Annotated in this window: 18 protein-coding genes and 1 pseudogene; 10 read left to right on the top strand and 9 right to left on the bottom strand. The window is 57.9% G+C overall.

Translation table 11 applies throughout. The features are described from left to right. Positions 1 to 4: 4 nt before the first annotated feature. The gene (locus tag BLU25_RS03560; RefSeq protein WP_016781010.1) at positions 5 to 418 is read left to right on the top strand and encodes a DUF1294 domain-containing protein; all 414 of its coding nucleotides are present in this window, start codon (positions 5 to 7) and stop codon (positions 416 to 418) included. Here BLU25_RS03560 and BLU25_RS03555 read toward each other — a convergent pair. Then, a complete protein-coding gene (locus BLU25_RS03555) occupies positions 407 to 751 on the bottom strand; it encodes an MmcQ/YjbR family DNA-binding protein (RefSeq protein WP_029611424.1) in 345 nt (114 codons plus the stop codon). The two genes, BLU25_RS03560 and BLU25_RS03555, sit on opposite strands and share 12 nt — an antisense overlap. A 5-nt stretch (positions 752 to 756) precedes the next feature. After that, entirely contained in the window at positions 757 to 1,665 is a 909-nt protein-coding gene (locus BLU25_RS03550; protein ID WP_016781008.1) for a LysR substrate-binding domain-containing protein, read from the bottom strand. Between the two features lie 126 nt (positions 1,666 to 1,791). On the opposite strand from BLU25_RS03550, the gene BLU25_RS03545 reads away from it, so the two are divergent. Together BLU25_RS03545 and BLU25_RS03540 are read left to right on the top strand one after the other, a co-directional pair. Then, positions 1,792 to 2,403, top strand: coding sequence for an FMN-dependent NADH-azoreductase (locus BLU25_RS03545; RefSeq protein ID WP_016781007.1), 612 nt, complete (start codon positions 1,792 to 1,794; stop codon positions 2,401 to 2,403). Positions 2,404 to 2,562: 159 nt separating this feature from the next. Continuing rightward, a complete protein-coding gene (locus BLU25_RS03540; RefSeq protein ID WP_016781006.1) occupies positions 2,563 to 3,633 on the top strand; it encodes an alpha/beta hydrolase family protein in 1,071 nt (356 codons plus the stop codon). A 2-nt stretch (positions 3,634 to 3,635) separates the two neighbouring features. Here the strand turns inward: BLU25_RS03540 and BLU25_RS03535 are convergent, their stop codons facing one another. The 5 genes and pseudogenes from BLU25_RS03535 to BLU25_RS03515 all read right to left on the bottom strand — a co-directional run bounded on the left by BLU25_RS03535 (position 3,636) and on the right by BLU25_RS03515 (position 9,113). After that, positions 3,636 to 4,028, bottom strand: coding sequence for a tail fiber domain-containing protein (locus tag BLU25_RS03535; RefSeq protein ID WP_016781005.1), 393 nt, complete (start codon positions 4,026 to 4,028; stop codon positions 3,636 to 3,638). A gap of 184 nt (positions 4,029 to 4,212) precedes the next feature. Then, the gene (locus BLU25_RS03530) at positions 4,213 to 5,400 is read right to left on the bottom strand and encodes an MFS transporter (protein ID WP_029611423.1); all 1,188 of its coding nucleotides are present in this window, start codon (positions 5,398 to 5,400) and stop codon (positions 4,213 to 4,215) included. A gap of 232 nt (positions 5,401 to 5,632) precedes the next feature. Then, positions 5,633 to 7,219 (bottom strand): ABC-F family ATPase, encoded by a 1,587-nt coding sequence (locus BLU25_RS03525; protein WP_029611422.1) that lies wholly within the window; start codon positions 7,217 to 7,219, stop codon positions 5,633 to 5,635. Between the two features lie 20 nt (positions 7,220 to 7,239). After that, positions 7,240 to 7,458, bottom strand: a pseudogene (locus tag BLU25_RS23710) (hypothetical protein); the annotation flags it as partial. A gap of 680 nt (positions 7,459 to 8,138) precedes the next feature. After that, the gene (locus tag BLU25_RS03515; protein ID WP_016781002.1) at positions 8,139 to 9,113 is read right to left on the bottom strand and encodes a LysR family transcriptional regulator; all 975 of its coding nucleotides are present in this window, start codon (positions 9,111 to 9,113) and stop codon (positions 8,139 to 8,141) included. A 129-nt stretch (positions 9,114 to 9,242) separates the two neighbouring features. Between BLU25_RS03515 and BLU25_RS03510 the strand changes: the two genes are divergently transcribed. The 6 genes from BLU25_RS03510 (at position 9,243) to BLU25_RS03485 (ending at position 13,316) form a co-directional block, all read left to right on the top strand. Further along, the gene (locus BLU25_RS03510) at positions 9,243 to 9,518 is read left to right on the top strand and encodes a DUF2798 domain-containing protein (protein WP_016781001.1); all 276 of its coding nucleotides are present in this window, start codon (positions 9,243 to 9,245) and stop codon (positions 9,516 to 9,518) included. A 133-nt stretch (positions 9,519 to 9,651) separates the two neighbouring features. Next, on the top strand, positions 9,652 to 10,692 hold the full coding sequence (locus tag BLU25_RS03505) for a zinc-dependent alcohol dehydrogenase family protein (protein WP_016781000.1): 1,041 nt from the start codon (positions 9,652 to 9,654) through the stop codon (positions 10,690 to 10,692). Positions 10,693 to 10,770: 78 nt separating this feature from the next. Continuing rightward, positions 10,771 to 11,085 carry an acid-activated periplasmic chaperone HdeA gene (gene hdeA, locus BLU25_RS03500; RefSeq protein ID WP_016780999.1) on the top strand — a complete coding sequence of 105 codons (315 nt, stop codon included), beginning with the start codon at positions 10,771 to 10,773 and terminating at the stop codon, positions 11,083 to 11,085. A 250-nt stretch (positions 11,086 to 11,335) separates the two neighbouring features. Further along, positions 11,336 to 11,794: a hypothetical protein gene (locus BLU25_RS03495; RefSeq protein ID WP_016780998.1), complete on the top strand. Its 459-nt coding sequence runs from the start codon at positions 11,336 to 11,338 to the stop codon at positions 11,792 to 11,794. A gap of 13 nt (positions 11,795 to 11,807) precedes the next feature. Next, complete coding sequence (locus tag BLU25_RS03490) at positions 11,808 to 12,149, top strand: hypothetical protein (RefSeq protein ID WP_029611418.1); 342 nt, start codon at positions 11,808 to 11,810, stop codon at positions 12,147 to 12,149. A gap of 18 nt (positions 12,150 to 12,167) precedes the next feature. Further along, a complete protein-coding gene (locus BLU25_RS03485) occupies positions 12,168 to 13,316 on the top strand; it encodes a PQQ-dependent sugar dehydrogenase (protein ID WP_016780996.1) in 1,149 nt (382 codons plus the stop codon). A gap of 56 nt (positions 13,317 to 13,372) precedes the next feature. On the opposite strand, the gene eco is transcribed toward BLU25_RS03485, so the two are convergent. Beyond that, entirely contained in the window at positions 13,373 to 13,855 is a 483-nt protein-coding gene (eco, locus tag BLU25_RS03480; RefSeq protein ID WP_016780995.1) for a serine protease inhibitor ecotin, read from the bottom strand. A gap of 184 nt (positions 13,856 to 14,039) precedes the next feature. Between eco and pgm the strand changes: the two genes are divergently transcribed. Beyond that, on the top strand, positions 14,040 to 15,680 hold the full coding sequence (gene pgm / locus BLU25_RS03475) for a phosphoglucomutase (alpha-D-glucose-1,6-bisphosphate-dependent) (RefSeq protein WP_029611417.1): 1,641 nt from the start codon (positions 14,040 to 14,042) through the stop codon (positions 15,678 to 15,680). A gap of 60 nt (positions 15,681 to 15,740) precedes the next feature. Here pgm and BLU25_RS03470 read toward each other — a convergent pair whose 3' ends face one another. Further along, a complete protein-coding gene (locus tag BLU25_RS03470) occupies positions 15,741 to 17,612 on the bottom strand; it encodes a DUF3857 domain-containing transglutaminase family protein (protein WP_016780993.1) in 1,872 nt (623 codons plus the stop codon). Positions 17,613 to 17,753 lie beyond the last annotated feature (141 nt).

The following is a 17,753-nucleotide window of genomic DNA, read 5'->3' as shown; positions in this document are numbered from 1 at the left end:
AGGTTTGCCTGAACGACAGGGTGCGCCGGTTCGCGCCCTGAAGCTCAAGCTGCTGGCCTGGGTTGTGCTGTGTGCATTGCCGGTCGGCGGCTCGGTGAGCCTGTGGCTCACCGGGGGCACCTGGCTGCCCTTGCTCGCTTATGGGGTTGCCAGTGTTCTGGCGTATGGCCTGTACTGGCATGACAAGCAGCAAGCCAGGGCAGGGCAATGGCGAACCCCGGAGAAGGTGTTGCACGGGGTTGAGCTGCTGGGCGGTTGGCCAGGGGCTTTGCTGGCGCAACAGATGTTTCGCCACAAAACCCGCAAGCTGTCCTATCAACTGTCGTTCTGGCTGATTGTGGCTGTGCATCAGGTGGTATGGATTGACGCACTGTTCCTCAACCGCTCCATTCTCCACCTGTTGCAGCTACAGCAATAAACCGATCTGACGCTTTTTCGCCAGTTTTCCCACCACCAGTTGGTGGGAACGGCGCAACAGGTCCTGGAGTTCCGCAGCGCCCATCGGGTAGGGCGCCTGCATATTGATCCAGTACGCGCGCGCCAGATAGGGCGAGGGGCGAATACCCGGGCGATCGATATAACCCAGGAACAGGTCTTTCTCGACCTTGAATGAAAGCCCGTCGCTGTTGAGGTTGAACAGGGCAAACATCTTGCTGTCATCGACGAAAAACACCTCGACCCCACCCCATTTCACCGCGTACTGAGCGCCCGGCAGGTTGCGGCAGAACTCGGCGACTTCCTGCTTGCTCATCGGGCTCATAGCAGTTTCTCTCCACAACGTTCAAATGACTCGACCAGGTGATCGATCCAGGCCCGCACCGCCGGCATCACTCCGCGCCGGTGAGGGTACACCGCGTGCAGCCAGCCCCCCGGCAGGGTCCATTTGGGCAGCAGTTGCACCAGTTGGCCGTCTTGCAGTTCCTGCTCGCAATACATCATGGGCAGCACGGTAAAACCCAGGCCAGCCAGGGTGCAGGCCTTGCGCACGATAAAATCGTCAATCCCCAGCCGCGCCTCAAGTACCAGGGTGCTGGCCTGGCCATGCTCATCGAGCATGCGCAAATGCACCATGCGATCGGCCTCCAGCGCCCCCAGCAGCGGCACGCTTTTCAGGTCATCGGGGCGGTCGACTGGCCACTTGCTGGCAAACTCGGGAGTGGCCACCATCACGGTGCGGGCCTGGCGCAGGCGCCGCGTGACCAGCGACGGGTCTTCGTCGCCTTCCTCGCGCACGCGCAAGGCCACATCAATGCCTTCGGTGACCAGATCCACCCGGCGGTTGAGCAGGTTGACCTCCAGCTGTACCAGGGGGTAAGCCTGCAAAAATGAGCTGATCACCCCGGGCATGAATTCATGGGCCAGCCCCACCGGGCATGACACGCGCAAGGGGCCGCGCGGTTCGCTGGACATACTGGCCACGGCCTCGTCCGCCATCTCGGCTTCCAGCAGCATGGCCTGGCAATGGCGCAGATAACGCTCACCCACTGCGGTCAGCTTCAACTGGCGCGTGGTGCGTTGCAGCAAGCGGGCGCCCAGGCGCTCCTCAAGCTCGGCCACACGGCGTGACAGGCGTGATTTGGGGATGCCCAGCAGTCGCCCGGCAGCGGCAAAGCCACCGGATTCGACCACCTTGGCGAAGTAGTAAAGGTCGTTGAGGTCTTGCATGGCGTGCTCACTGTCCTGCAGGTGGGACGAACTATCGCATAATGGCTAACTTATCGTCGATTGCTTTCATCGGTAGTATCCATTCCATCGAGATCGCCCAGAGGCGGTCATCATCTGGAGATCACCATGAAACTTTTGCATATCGATTCGAGCATTCTGGGCGACAACTCGGCATCCCGTCAGTTGAGCGGCGAAGTGGTCAAAGCCTGGCAGGCAGCGGATCCACAGGTTGAAGTCAGCTACCGTGACCTGGCCAGCGAAGCCATTGCCCACTTCTCGGCCGCGACCCTGGTGGCTGCCGGCACACCCGCCGAGCTGCGTGATGCCGCGCAGAAACACGAAGCCCAACTGAGCGCCGACACCCTGGCGCAGTTTCTGGCAGCTGACGCAGTAGTGATTGCAGCGCCGATGTACAACTTCACCATTCCGACCCAACTCAAGGCCTGGATTGACCGTATCGCCGTAGCCGGTCAGACCTTCCGTTATACCGAAGCCGGCCCTGAAGGCCTGTGCGGCAACAAGAAAGTCATTGTGGTCTCCACCTCCGGCGGCCTGCATGCCGGTCAGGCAACTGGCGTAGCCCACGAAGATTACTTGAAAGTGATGCTGGGCTTTATCGGCATCACCGACGTTGAATTTGTCCGCGCCCACGGCCTGGCCTATGGCGACGAAGTACGCAGCAAAGCGATGAACGATGCCCATGCGCAGATTAAGCAGGATCTGTTCAGCGCCGCGTAAGCCTGTGCAGCGCTTCACCGGCTAAACTCTGTACTCCGGGTGTCTTGCCAAGACCGGAGTACGGAGTTTTTTTGCGTTTGGCCCAGGTTATGCACTGCTTTTGGCGAAAGCTTCTGGCACAGCCGATTTCAAGCCACGCGCCATTGCAGGTGAACCTCGATGATGGGTCTCAGGGCGGTACTGATGTTGTGGCTGGCATGTTGCCCCGTGATGGTGCAGGCCGAGCCCGCTTTGCAATGGGGCGTGGGTTTTCACCGTTTGAGTTTTCTCGACCCGTTGGACGATCAACCCATGCGGGCCATCGCCTTTTACCCGTCCAGTGAGGCCCAGGGGCTGACCAAAATAGGTAGTTATGAAGTGGCGGCGACCGAGGGTGCAAAAATTGCCATCGGCCGTTACCCGCTGCTGATGCTGTCCCATGGCAATACCGGCACGCCCCTGGCGCTGCATGACCTGGCCACCTCGCTGGCGCGCAAGGGCTTTGTGGTGGTGGCGGTGCTGCACCCTGGCGACAATTACAAGGACCACAGCCGTCTGGGTACCTTGAGTAACCTTTACGGGCGGCCGATGCAGATATCGGCCGCCATCAGCGCAACCCTGGACGACCCTGAGCTGTCACCCTATGTGCATGACGACCAGGTAGGGGTGATCGGTTATTCGGCAGGTGGCGAAACTGCGTTGATCCTGGCAGGCGCCCAGCCTGACCTGGATCGCCTGCGCCGCTACTGCCAGGAGCGCCCCGAAGACCGTGATGCCTGCACCACAAAAGGGGAGCTGATCGCCGACCGTGATGACCTGATGCCAGTTGCCGACCCCCGGGTACACGCGCTGCTGCTGATGGCACCCTTGAGCCTGATGTTTGGCCGCCAGACCCTGGCCGATGTGCATGTGCCTGTGCTGCTGTACAGCGGCGAAAACGACAGGCTGGTGTTCCCCGACAAGAACGCTGATGCCCTGGCTCGCAAGTTGCCAGTGGAACCGGAGTTCAAGGTGATACCCGGTGCCGGCCATTTTGTATTTATGGCCCCCTGCAATGACGAGCAAATGGCGGCCATGCCCGGCTTGTGCACCGATGCGCAAGGGGTTGATCGGGTCGACATCCATCGCGACCTGATTTACGAGGCAGGGCGGTTTTTCAGCAACGTGCTGGAACCTGCAACGCTGAGCAGGACAGCGTCAACCGGTCATCAGGCGTGCCCTGTTGACCGGTTTGGCTTACACCACTGCTAGCTTTAGTGTTTTTGTGCCGCTTCAAGTTGTTTGATGCGCGCATCCATTTCCCGAACTGATTCGATCAGGGGGGCAACAAGTTTTTCGTAGTCGACGCGCAACTGGTTGTTATCCTCACGTACCAGTTGCGGGTAAACTTCTTGAACGTTCTGGGCAAGGACGCCGATGTCTTTGCGACCGCCTTCCTTCCATTCAAAAGTCACGCCCTGGATTTGCAGTAACGTGTCAGTGGAATTTGTCAGTGGGTTGATATTGGTTTTCAGGTTCTCATCACTGAAAGGGCAGCATGGCCAGCCCGGCGGGAAGTCATAATAGTCCTTCGAGTCCGCCTGGGCCGCCGTGCTCAGGACCAGCAGTAAAAAAGGAGTGACGACTGTTTTAAGATTATTCTTCATGTAATGCCCTGTAGGTTTTTATACCAATATCAATTGGATTGTTATCGTTCTTACAGCGCAGTGAATAATATTATTCAATATGTTTATTACAATAATGGCAAACAGGTTTAACTTTTTCCAAGTGTTTCCCGGTACAACCACGCAGCCGTCCAGGACAAACTGTTGCATGGCAAATTTTGCTGGTTTAATCGGATTTTCGGTTTGACAGCCCTAAGGTCAACAACAAACCCATACAGCACATGACTGCCGCACTGAAGAAAATCCACGGATAACCCAGGTTCAGCGCAATGGCCCCCATGATGGGTCCGGCAATGGCCAGTGCCAGGTCAAAAAACACGGCATAGGCACTCAGCCCCGCGCCGCGGCTAGAAACCGGGACTTGCTTGACTGCCTCGACCCCCAGCGCCGGGTACACCAGGGACAAGCCAAAACCGGTCAGCCCGGCACCTGCCAGGGCAAAAGCGGTACTGGGTGCCAGCCACAACATGACCAGGCCCACCGCTTCGATGCTCATGCAGGCGATTGCCACGTTGTAGCCACCAAAGCGGCTGATGCTGTTGGTAAAGATCAGGCGGCCGAGGATAAAGCACACGCCAAATACCGACAGGCAATACGCCGCACCTTCCCAGCCCTGGTCGATATAAAACAGGGTGATAAAGGTAGTCAGCGTGCCATAACCAATCGAGGCCAGGGTCAGGCTGATGCCATAGGGGGCAATCAGGCCGAATACCGACCAAAAAGGCAGGCGCACGCCCGGGATCGCGGCGATTGCCGGTTTGTTGCGAATCAGCCCCAGGGCGGCGAGGGCCAGCAACAACAGGGTCACACCCAGCATGGCGAAGCCCAGCCGCTCGACCATCACCACGCCCAGCGGTGCACCTATGGCGATCGCGCCGTAGGAGGCAATGCCATTCCAGCCAATGGCTCTGGCGGTATGTTGTGAGCCTACCCGGGCAATGCACCAGGAAATGGTGCCGACGCCAATCAGGCCCTGGGCAACACCGAGAAATACCCGGCCGACGATCAGAATGCCCAGGCTCAGCAGGGGCCAGTCTTGCAGCGCAACGGCCAAGGACGTGAGCACGCCGCTGATGGCGATGCCAGCCAGGCCATAGACGATGGCAGGCTTGGTGCCGATGCTGTCGACCAGGCGTCCGGCTGACGGGCGGCTCAGCAGGGTAGCCAGATATTGTGAAGCGATGGCCAGCCCGGCGACCACGGCACTGAAGCCCAGTTGGTCATGCACATAGCCCGGCAATACGGCGATGGGCAAGCCAATGCAGATAAAGGCAATAAAGGTGTAGAACACGATCGACAGGATTTGCAGGGTGATCGACAGGCTGCTCGGGGAAGAGGGGTGTTGCACAGGCATGAGCGGGGAGTCCGGCTGGCGATCGGTAACCGCCATGATGGCGTGGCCCCGGCATAAAAGAAAGCAGGCTAACGGTAATAGTGAGCCAGGCACACAACCTGTGGGAGCGGGCTTGCCCGCGATAAAAGCGCTGCGTTGTATCAGGCCCCCCGCGAGTGATTAAAAGGCCAGAAACGAAAAACCCCGTCACCAGGACGGGGTTTTCGTTACAACCTGCAGGGCTGCGTCTGAATCAGAACGTCACGCCCTGGCTGCGCAGGTAGTCATCGTAGGTGCCGCTGAAGTCGATCACACCGCTTGGGCTCAGCTCGATAATACGAGTGGCCAGCGAGGACACGAACTCACGGTCATGGCTGACGAATACCAGGGTGCCCGGGTAGTTCTCCAGTGCCAGGTTCAGCGCCTCGATGGATTCCATGTCCAGGTGGTTGGTCGGTTCGTCCATGACCAGCACGTTGGCCTTTTGCAGGATCAGCTTGCCGAACAGCATGCGACCTTGCTCACCACCGGAAATGACTTTTACCGACTTGAGGATGTCATCGTTGGAAAACAGCATGCGGCCCAGGGTGCCACGCACCATTTGCTCGCCCTGAGTCCACTGGCCCATCCAGTCGAACAGGGTCATGTCATCTTCGAAATCGTGCGCATGGTCCTGGGCGTAGTAGCCCAGTTCGGCGGCTTCAGTCCACTTCACTGTACCTGCATCCGGGGTCAGCTCGTTGACCAGGGTACGCAGCAGGGTGGTTTTACCGATGCCGTTCGGGCCAATGATCGCAACGCGCTCGCCGGCTTCAACGGTGAAGCTGAAGTCCTTGAACAGGGTCTTGCCATCAAAGCCTTTGGCCATTTGCTCGACGATAACCGCCTGGCGGTGCAGCTTCTTGTTCTGCTCGAAGCGAATGAACGGGCTGACCCGGCTCGAAGGCTTGACCTCGGCCAGGGTGATCTTGTCGATCGCCTTGGCGCGGGAGCTGGCCTGCTTGGATTTCGAGGCGTTGGCCGAGAAGCGGCTGACGAACGCTTGCAGTTCGTTGATCTGCGCTTTCTTCTTGGCGTTTTCCGACAGCAGTTGCTCGCGCGACTGGGTAGCGACGGTCATGTACTCGTCATAGTTACCCGGGAACAGACGCAGCTCGCCGTAGTCCAGGTCAGCCATGTGGGTGCACACGCTGTTCAGGAAGTGACGGTCGTGGGAGATGATGATCATCAGGCTGTTGCGCTGGGTCAGAATGTTTTCCAGCCAGCGGATGGTGTTGATATCCAGGTGGTTGGTCGGTTCGTCGAGCAGCAGCACTTCAGGATCGGAGAACAGCGCTTGCGCCAGCAATACGCGCAGCTTCCAGCCTGGCGACACTTCGCTCATCGGGCCGAAGTGTTGCTCGATGCCGATACCCAGGCCCAGCAGCAGCTCACCGGCACGGGATTCGGCGGTGTAACCGTCCATTTCAGCGAACTCGGTTTCGAGTTCGGCAACGGCCATGCCGTCTTCTTCAGTCATTTCCGGCAGCGAATAGATGCGATCGCGCTCGGCTTTGACCTTCCACAGCTCTTCGTGGCCCATGATCACGGTATCGATCACGGTGAATTCTTCGTAGGCGAACTGGTCCTGGCGCAATTTACCCAGACGCACGTTCGGCTCCAGCATGACCTGGCCGCCGGACGGCTCAAGGTCATCACCGAGGATTTTCATGAAGGTGGACTTGCCGCAACCGTTGGCACCGATCAGGCCGTAGCGGTTACCGGCGCCAAATTTTACTGAAACGTTCTCGAATAGCGGCTTTGCGCCGAACTGCATCGTGATATTTGCTGTGGAGATCAATTACTTTACCTATCAATAGCTTAGAGTTCGCTGGTTTCAGCCGGTACCCATTTGGGACCAATTTGGAGCTTTTCCAGCTCGCTCCAATCTGAGCTTGAGTCGAACCAATGCGCATACGTTGACAGCAACATTTGGACGCTATGGCCAAGCTGCTGGGAAATGAAGGCGGGATTCAAACCGGACATTACGCGTATTGTCGCATAGGTGTGACGACAGTTGTACGGCAGGCGATGACTGATTAAGGGTGTTTCCAGGGGTTTGCCCGAATCAGCAGTCCAGAGGCAGGCTCGCCCAGCGACAACGGGCGGTGCAGGTACGGTTTTTTCCAGGGCTTGCGGTGGTGCTACTTGCGACATTGCGACGCATGCCGGGCCACGCAAAAAAAACCGCACATTAACGATTGGCCCTGCCAGGCGCAGACGTTGGCAGGTAGTTGAACTTGGTATAAGCAACTGCCAAGGCATCATATAAAGTCACTGGCCTGGCTGCACAGGCCTGCCTTGATTTGGTAAAAACCAAAGCGTGCGTGAGTTCACACTTTTGCTTAACGAGTGGGGCGCGTTGGTAATAATTATAAGTTAACGATTAATACGGATTTTTTTGTGCGTTAGTTCACAAATAAATGTACCCGTATCCCCGCGCAGCCAGTAACGCGTCGCCCTGTACAAGGCGGAGCTGCGGCTGCAGTGCAGGTCGCGCATCTTGCGGTAGGCCCATGTCCATCCACGTTTAGTTGAGGCGCTCATTTTTATTCGTCCTTGAATGGTTTCTACAGACAAGTGTATCAGTACATTAAAAAATTCAACTACCCCCTATAGGGGTGTTTTTTCTCGATAATCTGTGTTGCCATGGATAACAAAGTACGATTTTATACTGTTTTGAATGTATAAAAGTTAAAGTTAATTCAAATGAGTTTGCACTAATTCGGTGCACTTAAGTCGTGCAGTGAGTTGGGCCTTGTTATTACAGCACTGGTCTGTATCCAGCTTTTATCCAGATGTTCGGTCAGGTAGTCCATAAATGCTTTTACTTTTGCGGTCATGGCTGCGCGATCCTGGACACAAGCATAGATGTCCAGCGGCTGCGCGCTGGATTCATTGGGCTCATGGCTGTGTTTGAGCAGCGCTATCAGTTGGCCTGATTCGAGGTAAGGCGCCGCCAGGAACTCGGCCAGGCGTGCCACCCCGGCGCCATAAATGGCCATTTGCGTAAGCGCGTCGATATCGTCGCTGATTGCGCTGAAGGTCAAGGCTGCGTAAGCGTGCTGGCCATTGCGAGTAAACCCCCAGCGCAACAGCCGCCCGTCCAGGGGGTAGCGAAAACCCAGGCAGGCATGGTGCTGGAGGTCTTCCGGCGTGCGGGGGATGCCGGCGCGCTCCAGATAGGCCGGCGCGGCGCAGACAATAAACGGCACCGAGGCTATTTTGCGCGCCACGATGCCGTCTTCCAGTTGCGGCTTGATGCGCAGGCTCAGGTCAATATTGTCCTGAATATGATTGATCTTGCCGTCGCTGGTACACAGTTCCAGTGCCAGGCGCGGATAACGCGCGGCAAAGCCAGCGATGAGCGGGGCGACTACATGCCGACCGAACGCAGAGGTAGACGCAATGCACAGGCGCCCTTGCAGTTCGTTATCGTCAGTACGAATGGCCATTTGCGCGGCTTCAAGGTCGGAGGCGATGCGTCGTACCTTGGCGTAATACAGTGCACCGTTTTCGGTCAGGGCCATGCGCCGGGTGGTGCGTTGCAGCAGGCGGGTGCCCAGATGTTCTTCCAGGCGGTTGAGGGTCTGGCTGACGGCTGCCGCACTGAGCCCCAGGTTTCTGGCTGCGCCCACGATGGAGCCGGTTTCCACCACTTTGATAAAACTGGCAATCGCTGCTAACAAATTCACTGTGGGCACACTCGCAGGCATTCGTAAGTTTTTATTTATAAAGTAACTGTTGCCGGGCGTCTAGTTGCCGGTTTTCGATCTTGCTAAGGTGCGCTACACCTGAAATCCAAGCTGAAAAAAGGTCTGTATATGACGTCACATAACACTGAAAACACCCTGGGTGGCCGGCGTTTCAAACTCTCGGCCCGGGTTACCCCATATGTATTTGCGTTTTACATGTCAGCGATCATGGCTTTTTTGATGTCGCTGGTGATTACTGCGGCAAACTCCGGCATTGAGGGGGATTACCTGAGCAATGCCCTGCATGCCTATCAACTGGCAATGCCGGTAGCCTTCCTGTGCATCCTGGTCGTGCGACCCATTGTGATGAAGCTGGTGGCGTTTACGGTTCACCCGCACCGTTAGTCCGAAAGGGCATTTTATGACCTGTGGCAAGGGTGAGTCGGTAAAAGGCTGCTTAACTGCATCAATGATTTTGGGGGGCTGCCACCTCAACGGCAGCCGCTGATGATTTTTGATCAGATAAAGGAAAGCCATCATGAAAGCGCTCACCTATCAGGGGCCAGGCGAAAAAGCCTGGGCCGAGATCCCGAATCCGGTCATCGACAAACCGACCGACGCCATTGTCCGAATCCTGCACACCACCATCTGCGGCACGGACCTGCATATCCTCAAGGGCGATGTGCCAGAGGTGACCCCTGGCACGGTGCTTGGGCATGAAGGGGTCGGCGTGATCGAGTCGGTAGGCTCGGCGGTGCGCAATTTCAAACCGGGCGATCATGTGCTGATTTCCTGTATCACCTCGTGCGGCAGTTGCGCCAATTGCCGGCGCCAGATGTATTCGCACTGCGCTGATGGCGGCTGGATCCTGGGCCATACGATCGACGGCACCCAGGCCGAATATGTCCGCATCCCCCATGCGGACAACAGCCTCTACCCCGTGCCTGCCGGGGCCGATGAGCAAGCCCTGGTGATGCTCAGCGATATCTTGCCCACCGGGTTTGAAATCGGCGTACTGGCGGGCAAGGTCAAACCGGGTGACAGCGTGGTGATCGTCGGTGCCGGGCCTGTGGGCATGGCGGCGTTGCTGACCGCTCAGTTCTATTCACCCGCCCAGTTGATCATGGTCGATGGCGATACCAATCGGCTGGAAGTTGCACAGCGTTTTGGCGCGACCGATGTAATCGATATCAACACGCAAAATGCGGTTGAGCGCATTTTCCAGCTGACCGATGGCGTTGGCGTGGATGTCGCGATTGAAGCGGTAGGCATCCCGGCCTCGTTCGACACCTGCCAGTCGGTGATTGCCCCGGGCGGGACCATTGCCAACGTCGGCGTGCATGGCAAAAGTGTCGAGTTGCACCTGGAAAAGCTATGGATCCAGAACGTCACGATTACCACCGGACTGGTCAATACCAATACCACGCCGTTGTTGATGAAGACCGTGCAGTCGGGGAAAGTCGACGCCGGCAAGTTGATCACCCACCGCTTTGCGCTGGCGGATATCCTCAAGGCTTATGAGGTGTTCGGCAATGCGGCCAAGGAGAAGGCCATGAAGGTTATCCTGTCTCAAAAATAGACAGATACCCCTTCCACTACTATGTTGTTTGTGGCAGAACTCATGTTACTTAATCGTTGATAATAGGGATATTGGCATATGAAAAAGCACATTCTGTTTATGGGCGTCGTTGGCTTGGCGGCACTTTCCACACTGGCTCAAGCTGAAACCAAGCAGCCCGTGGCAAAATGGACATGCGCGGATTTCCTGGCCGTGGACGAGAGCTTCCAGCCAACTGCGGTTGGCTTGGGTGAAGCCATCAACAAGAAGGGCAGGGTTGAAGATGCCGTACTGGATGTTGACGGTATCGCCAAAATCACACCGCTGGTGGTGACGGCCTGCAAGGAAACCCCGAAAGAATCCTTTGTTTCCAAGCTCAAGGCTGAGTGGGATAAGGTCAAGAAAGACGTGTAAGCCACGCCCGGCCTGTACTTCACAAGAGTACAGGCTACCCCCTCTGTGGGCCTGCGCGGCCCTTGCGGGCAAAAACATCCCCGTTGTTGTGAATTTCCTGCGCTGTAACCCCTCTACATAAAGACAGGCCTGCCTTGCTGGTTGCAAGAGCGTAGTAAACTACGCTGGTTCTATCTCTATCTGTCGGGGGAATCCTATGTTAATCAGATCATTAGCCGAACTTGACCGTATTCGTGACGAGTGTCGTGCCATGGTCACCAAGCGCTCGGCTGTGTCGGCAGGTGCGGCTGCGTTGCCGATACCGGGGCTGGACATCGGCACCGACGTGGCGCTGCTGGTAGAGATGCTGCCGGCTATCAACAGCAAGTTCGGCTTGACCCCGCACCAGATCGAGCAGATGGACTCACGCTCCAAACGCCTGATCGTGGTGGCAGTCACCGGTATTGGCAGTGAAGTGATCGGCAAATTTATCAGCCGCACCCTGGTGATGTCGCTGGTGCGCAAAATGGGCGCCAAGGTGGCCACCAAGTCGGTGATTCGTTTTGTTCCTTTTGTGGGGCAGGCCGTGGCGGCCACCATCAGCTTCGGCGTGATGAAAGTGGTCGGCAACGGTCATATCGAAGATTGCTACCAGGTCTGCCGCGAAGCATTGCTGGCGCAAGCGCGGGAGTCGACGGTGATTGAGATTGGCCCCGACATCGAGACGTGATCCGGAGGGCGTAATGAATCCGCTTAAATACAGTTGTTTACTCATGTTGATCGGCGGCGTACTGGCTGGCCAGGCGCAGGCGCACACCCCGCCAGGTTCGCCAGTGCTGCTGGCGCAGAATACGCCGATCACCAATACCCCGCCGGCCAATGATGCCATCCGCCGCATCAACCCCAATAGCCGCCAGGGCACGGGCGCATCCGTTCCAGGGGCAGGAGGCCCGTCAACAGCCCCTGTGCCGCGAGCACCGAGCCTGGAAAATGGAGCCATCGGCAATGGCTACCCACGTCACCAGGCGCCGCCACCCACCCGCAAACCGACAGCTCCATCGCTCCAGCCGCGAGACAAACCTTAACAAAACAAGGAATTGCTGATGTTGAGAACAACCTTGCTGGCCACCTTGTGCGCCTCTTCGCTACTCACTACGGCCTTCACGGCCCATGCCGATCCGCAAAAGTCCTTTGCCAGCGAATCCGGAACCGTCACCGTAACCCCAGTGGTAGAAGGCCTTGACCATCCCTGGGCACTGGCCTTTTTGCCTGACAAGCAAGGCATGCTGGTGACCGAGCGCCCGGGCAACCTGCGAACCGTCAGCCCTGATGGCAAACTCTCGGCACCGCTCTCAGGCGTGCCCCAGGTGTGGGCCAAAGGGCAGGGCGGTTTACTCGATGTGGTGCTGTCGCCCAGTTTCGGTGAAGACCGGCTGGTGTACTTGTCCTACGCCGAAGGCGGCGAAGACGGCAAGGCGGGCACTACGGTGGGCCGTGGGCGCCTGTCGGATGACCTGACTCGCTTGACCAATTTTGAAGTGATCTTCCGCCAGCAACCCAAGCTCTCCACTGGCAACCACTTTGGCTCGCGGCTGGTATTCGACCGCGACGGCTATCTGTTTATCGCCCTGGGCGAAAACAATCAGCGCCCGACAGCACAAGACCTGGACAAACTGCAGGGCAAGGTCGTGCGCATCTACCCGGATGGCCGCATCCCGGATGACAACCCGTTTGTCGGCAACAAGGACGCAAGGCCGGAAATCTGGTCATACGGGCAGCGTAACCAGCAGGGCGCGGCACTTAATCCCTGGACCGGCACCTTGTGGACCCATGAGCATGGGCCAAAAGGGGGGGATGAAATCAACCTGATCGAGCGCGGTAAAAACTACGGCTGGCCGTTGGCGACCCACGGCATTGACTACTCTTCCAGGCCGATTTCCGAGGCGCAGGGCACAATTGTCGAAGGTACGGTGGGGCCGTATCACGTTTGGGAGAAATCGCCAGGTATCAGTGGCATGGCCTTTTACGATTCAGACCGGTTCAAGCCATGGCAGCACAACCTGTTTATCGGTGCCCTGGCCGATAAAAACCTGATCCGCCTGCAGCTCAAGGATGACAAGGTGGTGCATGAGGAGCGCTTGCTGGGTGAACTCAAGGCGCGTATTCGTGATGTGCGCCAGGGGCCGGATGGCTATTTATATGTGCTGACCGATGAGGACAATGGCGTGCTGTATCGAGTGGGCTTGCAATAACCCTCAACCCTTGTGGGAGCAGGCATGCCAGCTCCCACAAGGCAAAGACCAAGCGCTTACTCGCTTACAGCCTGCTTGATCTGCTTGGAGGCTGACCAGATGCGGTAGCGCACTTCGATATCCTTGGGTACATACACCACGATCGGCAGTTTGCTGTTGTAGCGCAGCATAAAGCCTTCACCGATCACGGGGACGAATTCGGGGTGGGCCTTGCCATCGGGGCAGGCCATCATCGTGCTCATCGGCCCGCTGACCTTGTTAAGGCGATACATCGGGTAGCCCCAGCCCTTGAGGGTTTTTTCTTCCAGTTTACCGCCAAGGCGCTGCTGGTTGCAGTCGACCTGCAGGGTCTTGCCCGCGATGATCTGGACTTTGTAATCGTCTTCATTCTTCTGCTTGGGCAAATGAATGACCTGGCGGCTAAAGCCTGCCTCGGCTTTGGGATAGGGGGCGACGTCTTCCAGTTTGGCGGCGTTGGCCGCACTGCACAGTGTACCCAGGGCAAGTAGTACAGCCGCACTGTTCACCAGTGATTTCATGGTGCTTTCCTTATTTCAGATCTGAAGATGTACAAAACAACGTGTCTGGAGCAACTACAGACAACGCAGAGTGCATTAAAGTGCAAAACAGATCACTTGGCATGGATAGATTGCATCGCGCCAGTGTCGAACTGCCAGTAAACTGCCTTTTTTCCTCCGAATCACATATTTCCCGAGGTTTTGCATGACACTCAGTCCTCTTGCGGGCAAACCGGCTCCGGCTAACGTGCTGGTCGATATTGCGCGACTGGTGACCGCTTATTACACCGGTCAACCCGATGCCGCCATCGCCACCCAGCGTGTTGCCTTTGGTACTTCCGGGCACCGCGGCAGTTCGTTCGAGCTGAGCTTCAATGAGTGGCATGTACTGGCTATCAGCCAGGCCATCTGCCTGTACCGTCAAATGAAGGGCATCAATGGCCCGCTATTTGTAGGCATCGATACCCACGCATTGTCGACGCCTGCTGGCGCCAGTGCCCTGGAAGTGTTTGCTGCCAATGGTGTCGAGACCATGATCGCAGCGGGCGATGAATACACGCCGACGCCAGCCATTTCCCACGCCATCATCTGCTACAACCGTGGCCGCACCAGCGGCCTGGCGGATGGAGTAGTGATTACGCCGTCGCACAATCCGCCAGAAAGCGGCGGTTTCAAGTACAACCCGCCCAATGGTGGCCCGGCCGATACCGATGTCACCAAATGGATCGAGGCCAAGGCCAACGAGTTGCTGGCCGACAAGCTGCGCGGGGTCAAGCGCATGGGCTACGAGCAGGCCCTGAAAGCCGCCACCACCCACCGCCATGATTACCTGAACACCTATGTTGCCGATCTGCGAAACGTGATCGACATGGACACCCTGCGCGGCGCCAACCTGCGCCTGGGCGTTGACCCGCTGGGCGGTGCCGGTGTGCGCTACTGGTCGGCGATCGGCGAGCACTACGGCCTGAACCTGGACGTGGTGAACACCGAAGTCGACCCGACGTTCCGCTTTATGTGCGTGGATTGGGATGGCCGCATCCGCATGGACCCGTCATCCAGCTATGCCATGCAAGGCCTGATCGGCCTTAAAGAGCGCTTCGACGTGGCGTTTGCCTGTGACCCGGACCACGACCGCCACGGTATCGTTACCCCATCGGGCGGGCTGCTGGCGCCGAACAATTATCTGGCCGTGTCCATCAACTACCTGTTCCGCAACCGGCCGCAATGGCGCGCCGATGCTGCCGTGGGCAAGACCGTGGTCAGCAGCGGCCTGATTGACCGTGTCGCTGCGCGCCTGGACCGTCGCCTGTACGAAGTACCGGTAGGTTTCAAGTGGTTCGCCGATGGTTTGTTTGACGGCTCGCTGGGCTTTGGTGGCGAAGAGAGCGCCGGTGCCTCGTTCCTGCGTCTGGACGGCAGCGTCTGGTCCACCGACAAGGACGGCTTGATCCCGTCGCTGCTGGCTGCCGAGATGACTGCGCGCAGCGGTCGTGACCCTTACCAGCTGTACCAGAAAATGACCGAGGAACTGGGCCAGCCGTTCTCCACCCGCGTTGACGCCAAGGCCACCCCGCAGCAAAAAGCGCTGTTGGGCAAGCTGTCGCCCGAGCAGGTCAAGTCCACTCACCTGGCAGGCGAAGCCATTACCCAGATCCTTAGCCATGCACCGGGTAACAACCAGGCCATCGGCGGGCTCAAGGTCATGACTGAAAACGGCTGGTTTGCGGCACGCCCTTCGGGCACCGAAGACATCTACAAAATCTACGCCGAGAGTTTTATCGGCGACGAGCACCTCAACCGCCTGGTTGAGGAAGCACAAGTGCTGGTCGATACCGCCATCGCCTAAGCCAATAAAAAGCCCGGCCCCGCAAGGGGTCGGGCTTTTTTGTGGCTGGGCGCAAAGCGCTTAGCCCTTGGCGTTGAGTTGCACCACTTGCTGCATGTTCTCGTTGCAGGCCCGGGCTTGCTGGAGCATTGCCTCGAACGGTGCACTCATGATCTCGTCATGACTCAACCAGCTGTGTTTTTGCGTCATGGTGTACAGGTAGCGGTACTCATCCTTGCTGCGTTGGCTGCTCAAGGTCATATCGAACCACGGCGAGTTCACCTTGCAGGCCTTGATCGCCTTGCCCACCTTGGCACCTGAGAGGGTGATGTCGTAGGTCACGGTTTCCGGATCGGCCATGTACAAATCCGCCAGTTGTCCGGTGCGTCGATAGTTCATCAGGCTGTCCCAGCGCTCGCTGGCAAAGGCCGGTTTGTACACCAGTTGCCCTGACAGGTTGTCCAGTGGCCGAAGGTTGGTCAGCGTGGCCTGCACCTTGTAGCGCTCAGGCACGACAAAAGCGGTTTTCTCGCGGTTGATCTTGCAGTCGCTGATTTCCTTGCCGAAATGGTTACACAGGTTCAGGTCGGTCGCGCTGACTCCGGAGTCGGTGTCGGCAAAGCTGAGCTGCATCAGGGTCATTTGCCCCATCTGTACCTCAGCCGTGGTGCGGGCCTGACCGTCGCGGTTGAAGTGCTCGAACTTCTTCACGGCCATGCTCAGGCTTGGCTGTTCTTCAGGGATATGGTCCTGGTACACCTTGCCCTCGGCATCGATGACCAGCGCCCAGCGATTCTGGATGTCGGGCATGCTGCGCCCCGGCATAAACACCGGGTTGGTCGGGTCCAGCCACCAGACCTGGCCATTGACGTGCGCCTTGACAATGGCGTGGTTGGCCGCGCCGATGCCAGGCAGCAGCAACCCCAGCGGGTTGCTGCCACGGCTGACCCAGGCGGTCTGGGCGTTTATGCCGCTGGCCTGCAACATGGCGGTCAGCAGCACTGACAGATCCTTGCAATCGCCGTAGCCGCGTTCTTCGATTTCATTCAGGGTAAACGGCACATAGCCACGATCCGTGGCGCGCCAGTCGCCCATATACCGGTATTGCTCGTGGATGTATTGCATCACCCCGGCCACTTGCCCGGCAGCAGGCAAACCCTTGAGGCCTGAGACGACCCTGGCGGCGCCCGCTGGCAGGTTGGCGGCGAGGATTTGGTGATAGCGCGTGGCCAGGCTGGCGAGATGATCCTGCACCTGGCCGGAACTAGCGATTTCAACCCGTGGCATCTGGCGGATATAGGCGTTGCCCGCTTCGTTGATGTAGTTAACGAAGCGCGGTGTTTTCTGCTCGATCACCAAGGTCTTGTTGTCGGATGACGGGCTGAAGGTAAAGTCCTCCATCAATTCACTGCGCCAGACGATGGGCTGTTCGGCGGTGAAAGTGCTTTTGAAGGCATCCGAACGCACGGGGGCAGGGCCGAACATCATCGGGTAATGGAAGTGCGTCATCAGCGGTTTGGCCACCGTATGTTCACGCACGGTGTAGCTGATTTGGGTGCCGATGCGCAGGTTGGGGAACGCGATCGAGGTTTGCCGCGCCCGCTGGAAGCCCTGGTCGGGGTTGGGCGCCATGCGCGTATCGATTTGCGTGGGGGCCAGGGCGACCGGTTTGCCGCCGGGTTGCGTCGACTGGGCGTCGATGATCTCCAGCTGATCAGTTTCGGGAAAGCTGAAGTCGATGCGCGACAGCATCTCGCGGCCATTGTTGGTCAGGATGGTGTAACGGTAAGTGGTGCTGCAATCGCTGCTGGTGTCTTGGTTGAAATGGCAGGTCTTGGTTGTTTCGCCCGCCAGTGCGGCCTCTGATGCCGGTTGCAATGCCGCAAAAGACGGCAGGCTGATAATCCCCAGTGTTGCGCAAATCAAAGATTTGCTGAAAGTAAAGCGGTGCATGAGCGCCTCAGGTCGTTCCCTTGAAACAGCACCCTGCGACGTTTTAGTTATGTCGATACACGCTTGCAGGATGCTGAGCGAACGGCGGATGATAATCGATCGCAACTGTATTTTCTACATTGTCAGACAATCATCTTCGCG

It is taken from the genome of Pseudomonas fragi (assembly GCF_900105835.1).
In the GTDB taxonomy this organism is placed as follows: Bacteria; Pseudomonadota; Gammaproteobacteria; order Pseudomonadales; family Pseudomonadaceae; genus Aquipseudomonas; species Aquipseudomonas fragi.
This window is presented reverse-complemented; position numbering and strand designations above follow the sequence as displayed.

Excerpts from the sequence above, each read along its gene's own strand:
- BLU25_RS03545 (WP_016781007.1), top strand. The coding sequence starts at position 1,792 with ATGAAACTTTTGCATATCGATTCGAGCATTCTGGGCGACAACTCGGCA.
- BLU25_RS03490 (WP_029611418.1), top strand. The coding sequence starts at position 11,808 with ATGAATCCGCTTAAATACAGTTGTTTACTCATGTTGATCGGCGGCGTA.
- BLU25_RS03530 (WP_029611423.1), bottom strand. The coding sequence starts at position 5,400 with ATGCCTGTGCAACACCCCTCTTCCCCGAGCAGCCTGTCGATCACCCTG.
- BLU25_RS03495 (WP_016780998.1), top strand. The coding sequence starts at position 11,336 with ATGGTCACCAAGCGCTCGGCTGTGTCGGCAGGTGCGGCTGCGTTGCCG.
- hdeA (WP_016780999.1), top strand. The coding sequence starts at position 10,771 with ATGAAAAAGCACATTCTGTTTATGGGCGTCGTTGGCTTGGCGGCACTT.
- BLU25_RS03555 (WP_029611424.1), bottom strand. The coding sequence starts at position 751 with ATGAGCAAGCAGGAAGTCGCCGAGTTCTGCCGCAACCTGCCGGGCGCT.
- BLU25_RS03485 (WP_016780996.1), top strand. The coding sequence starts at position 12,168 with ATGTTGAGAACAACCTTGCTGGCCACCTTGTGCGCCTCTTCGCTACTC.
- eco (WP_016780995.1), bottom strand. The coding sequence starts at position 13,855 with ATGAAATCACTGGTGAACAGTGCGGCTGTACTACTTGCCCTGGGTACA.
- pgm (WP_029611417.1), top strand. The coding sequence starts at position 14,040 with ATGACACTCAGTCCTCTTGCGGGCAAACCGGCTCCGGCTAACGTGCTG.
- BLU25_RS03540 (WP_016781006.1), top strand. The coding sequence starts at position 2,563 with ATGATGGGTCTCAGGGCGGTACTGATGTTGTGGCTGGCATGTTGCCCC.
- BLU25_RS03510 (WP_016781001.1), top strand. The coding sequence starts at position 9,243 with ATGACGTCACATAACACTGAAAACACCCTGGGTGGCCGGCGTTTCAAA.
- BLU25_RS03535 (WP_016781005.1), bottom strand. The coding sequence starts at position 4,028 with ATGAAGAATAATCTTAAAACAGTCGTCACTCCTTTTTTACTGCTGGTC.
- BLU25_RS03550 (WP_016781008.1), bottom strand. The coding sequence starts at position 1,665 with ATGCAAGACCTCAACGACCTTTACTACTTCGCCAAGGTGGTCGAATCC.
- BLU25_RS03470 (WP_016780993.1), bottom strand. The coding sequence starts at position 17,612 with ATGCACCGCTTTACTTTCAGCAAATCTTTGATTTGCGCAACACTGGGG.
- BLU25_RS03505 (WP_016781000.1), top strand. The coding sequence starts at position 9,652 with ATGAAAGCGCTCACCTATCAGGGGCCAGGCGAAAAAGCCTGGGCCGAG.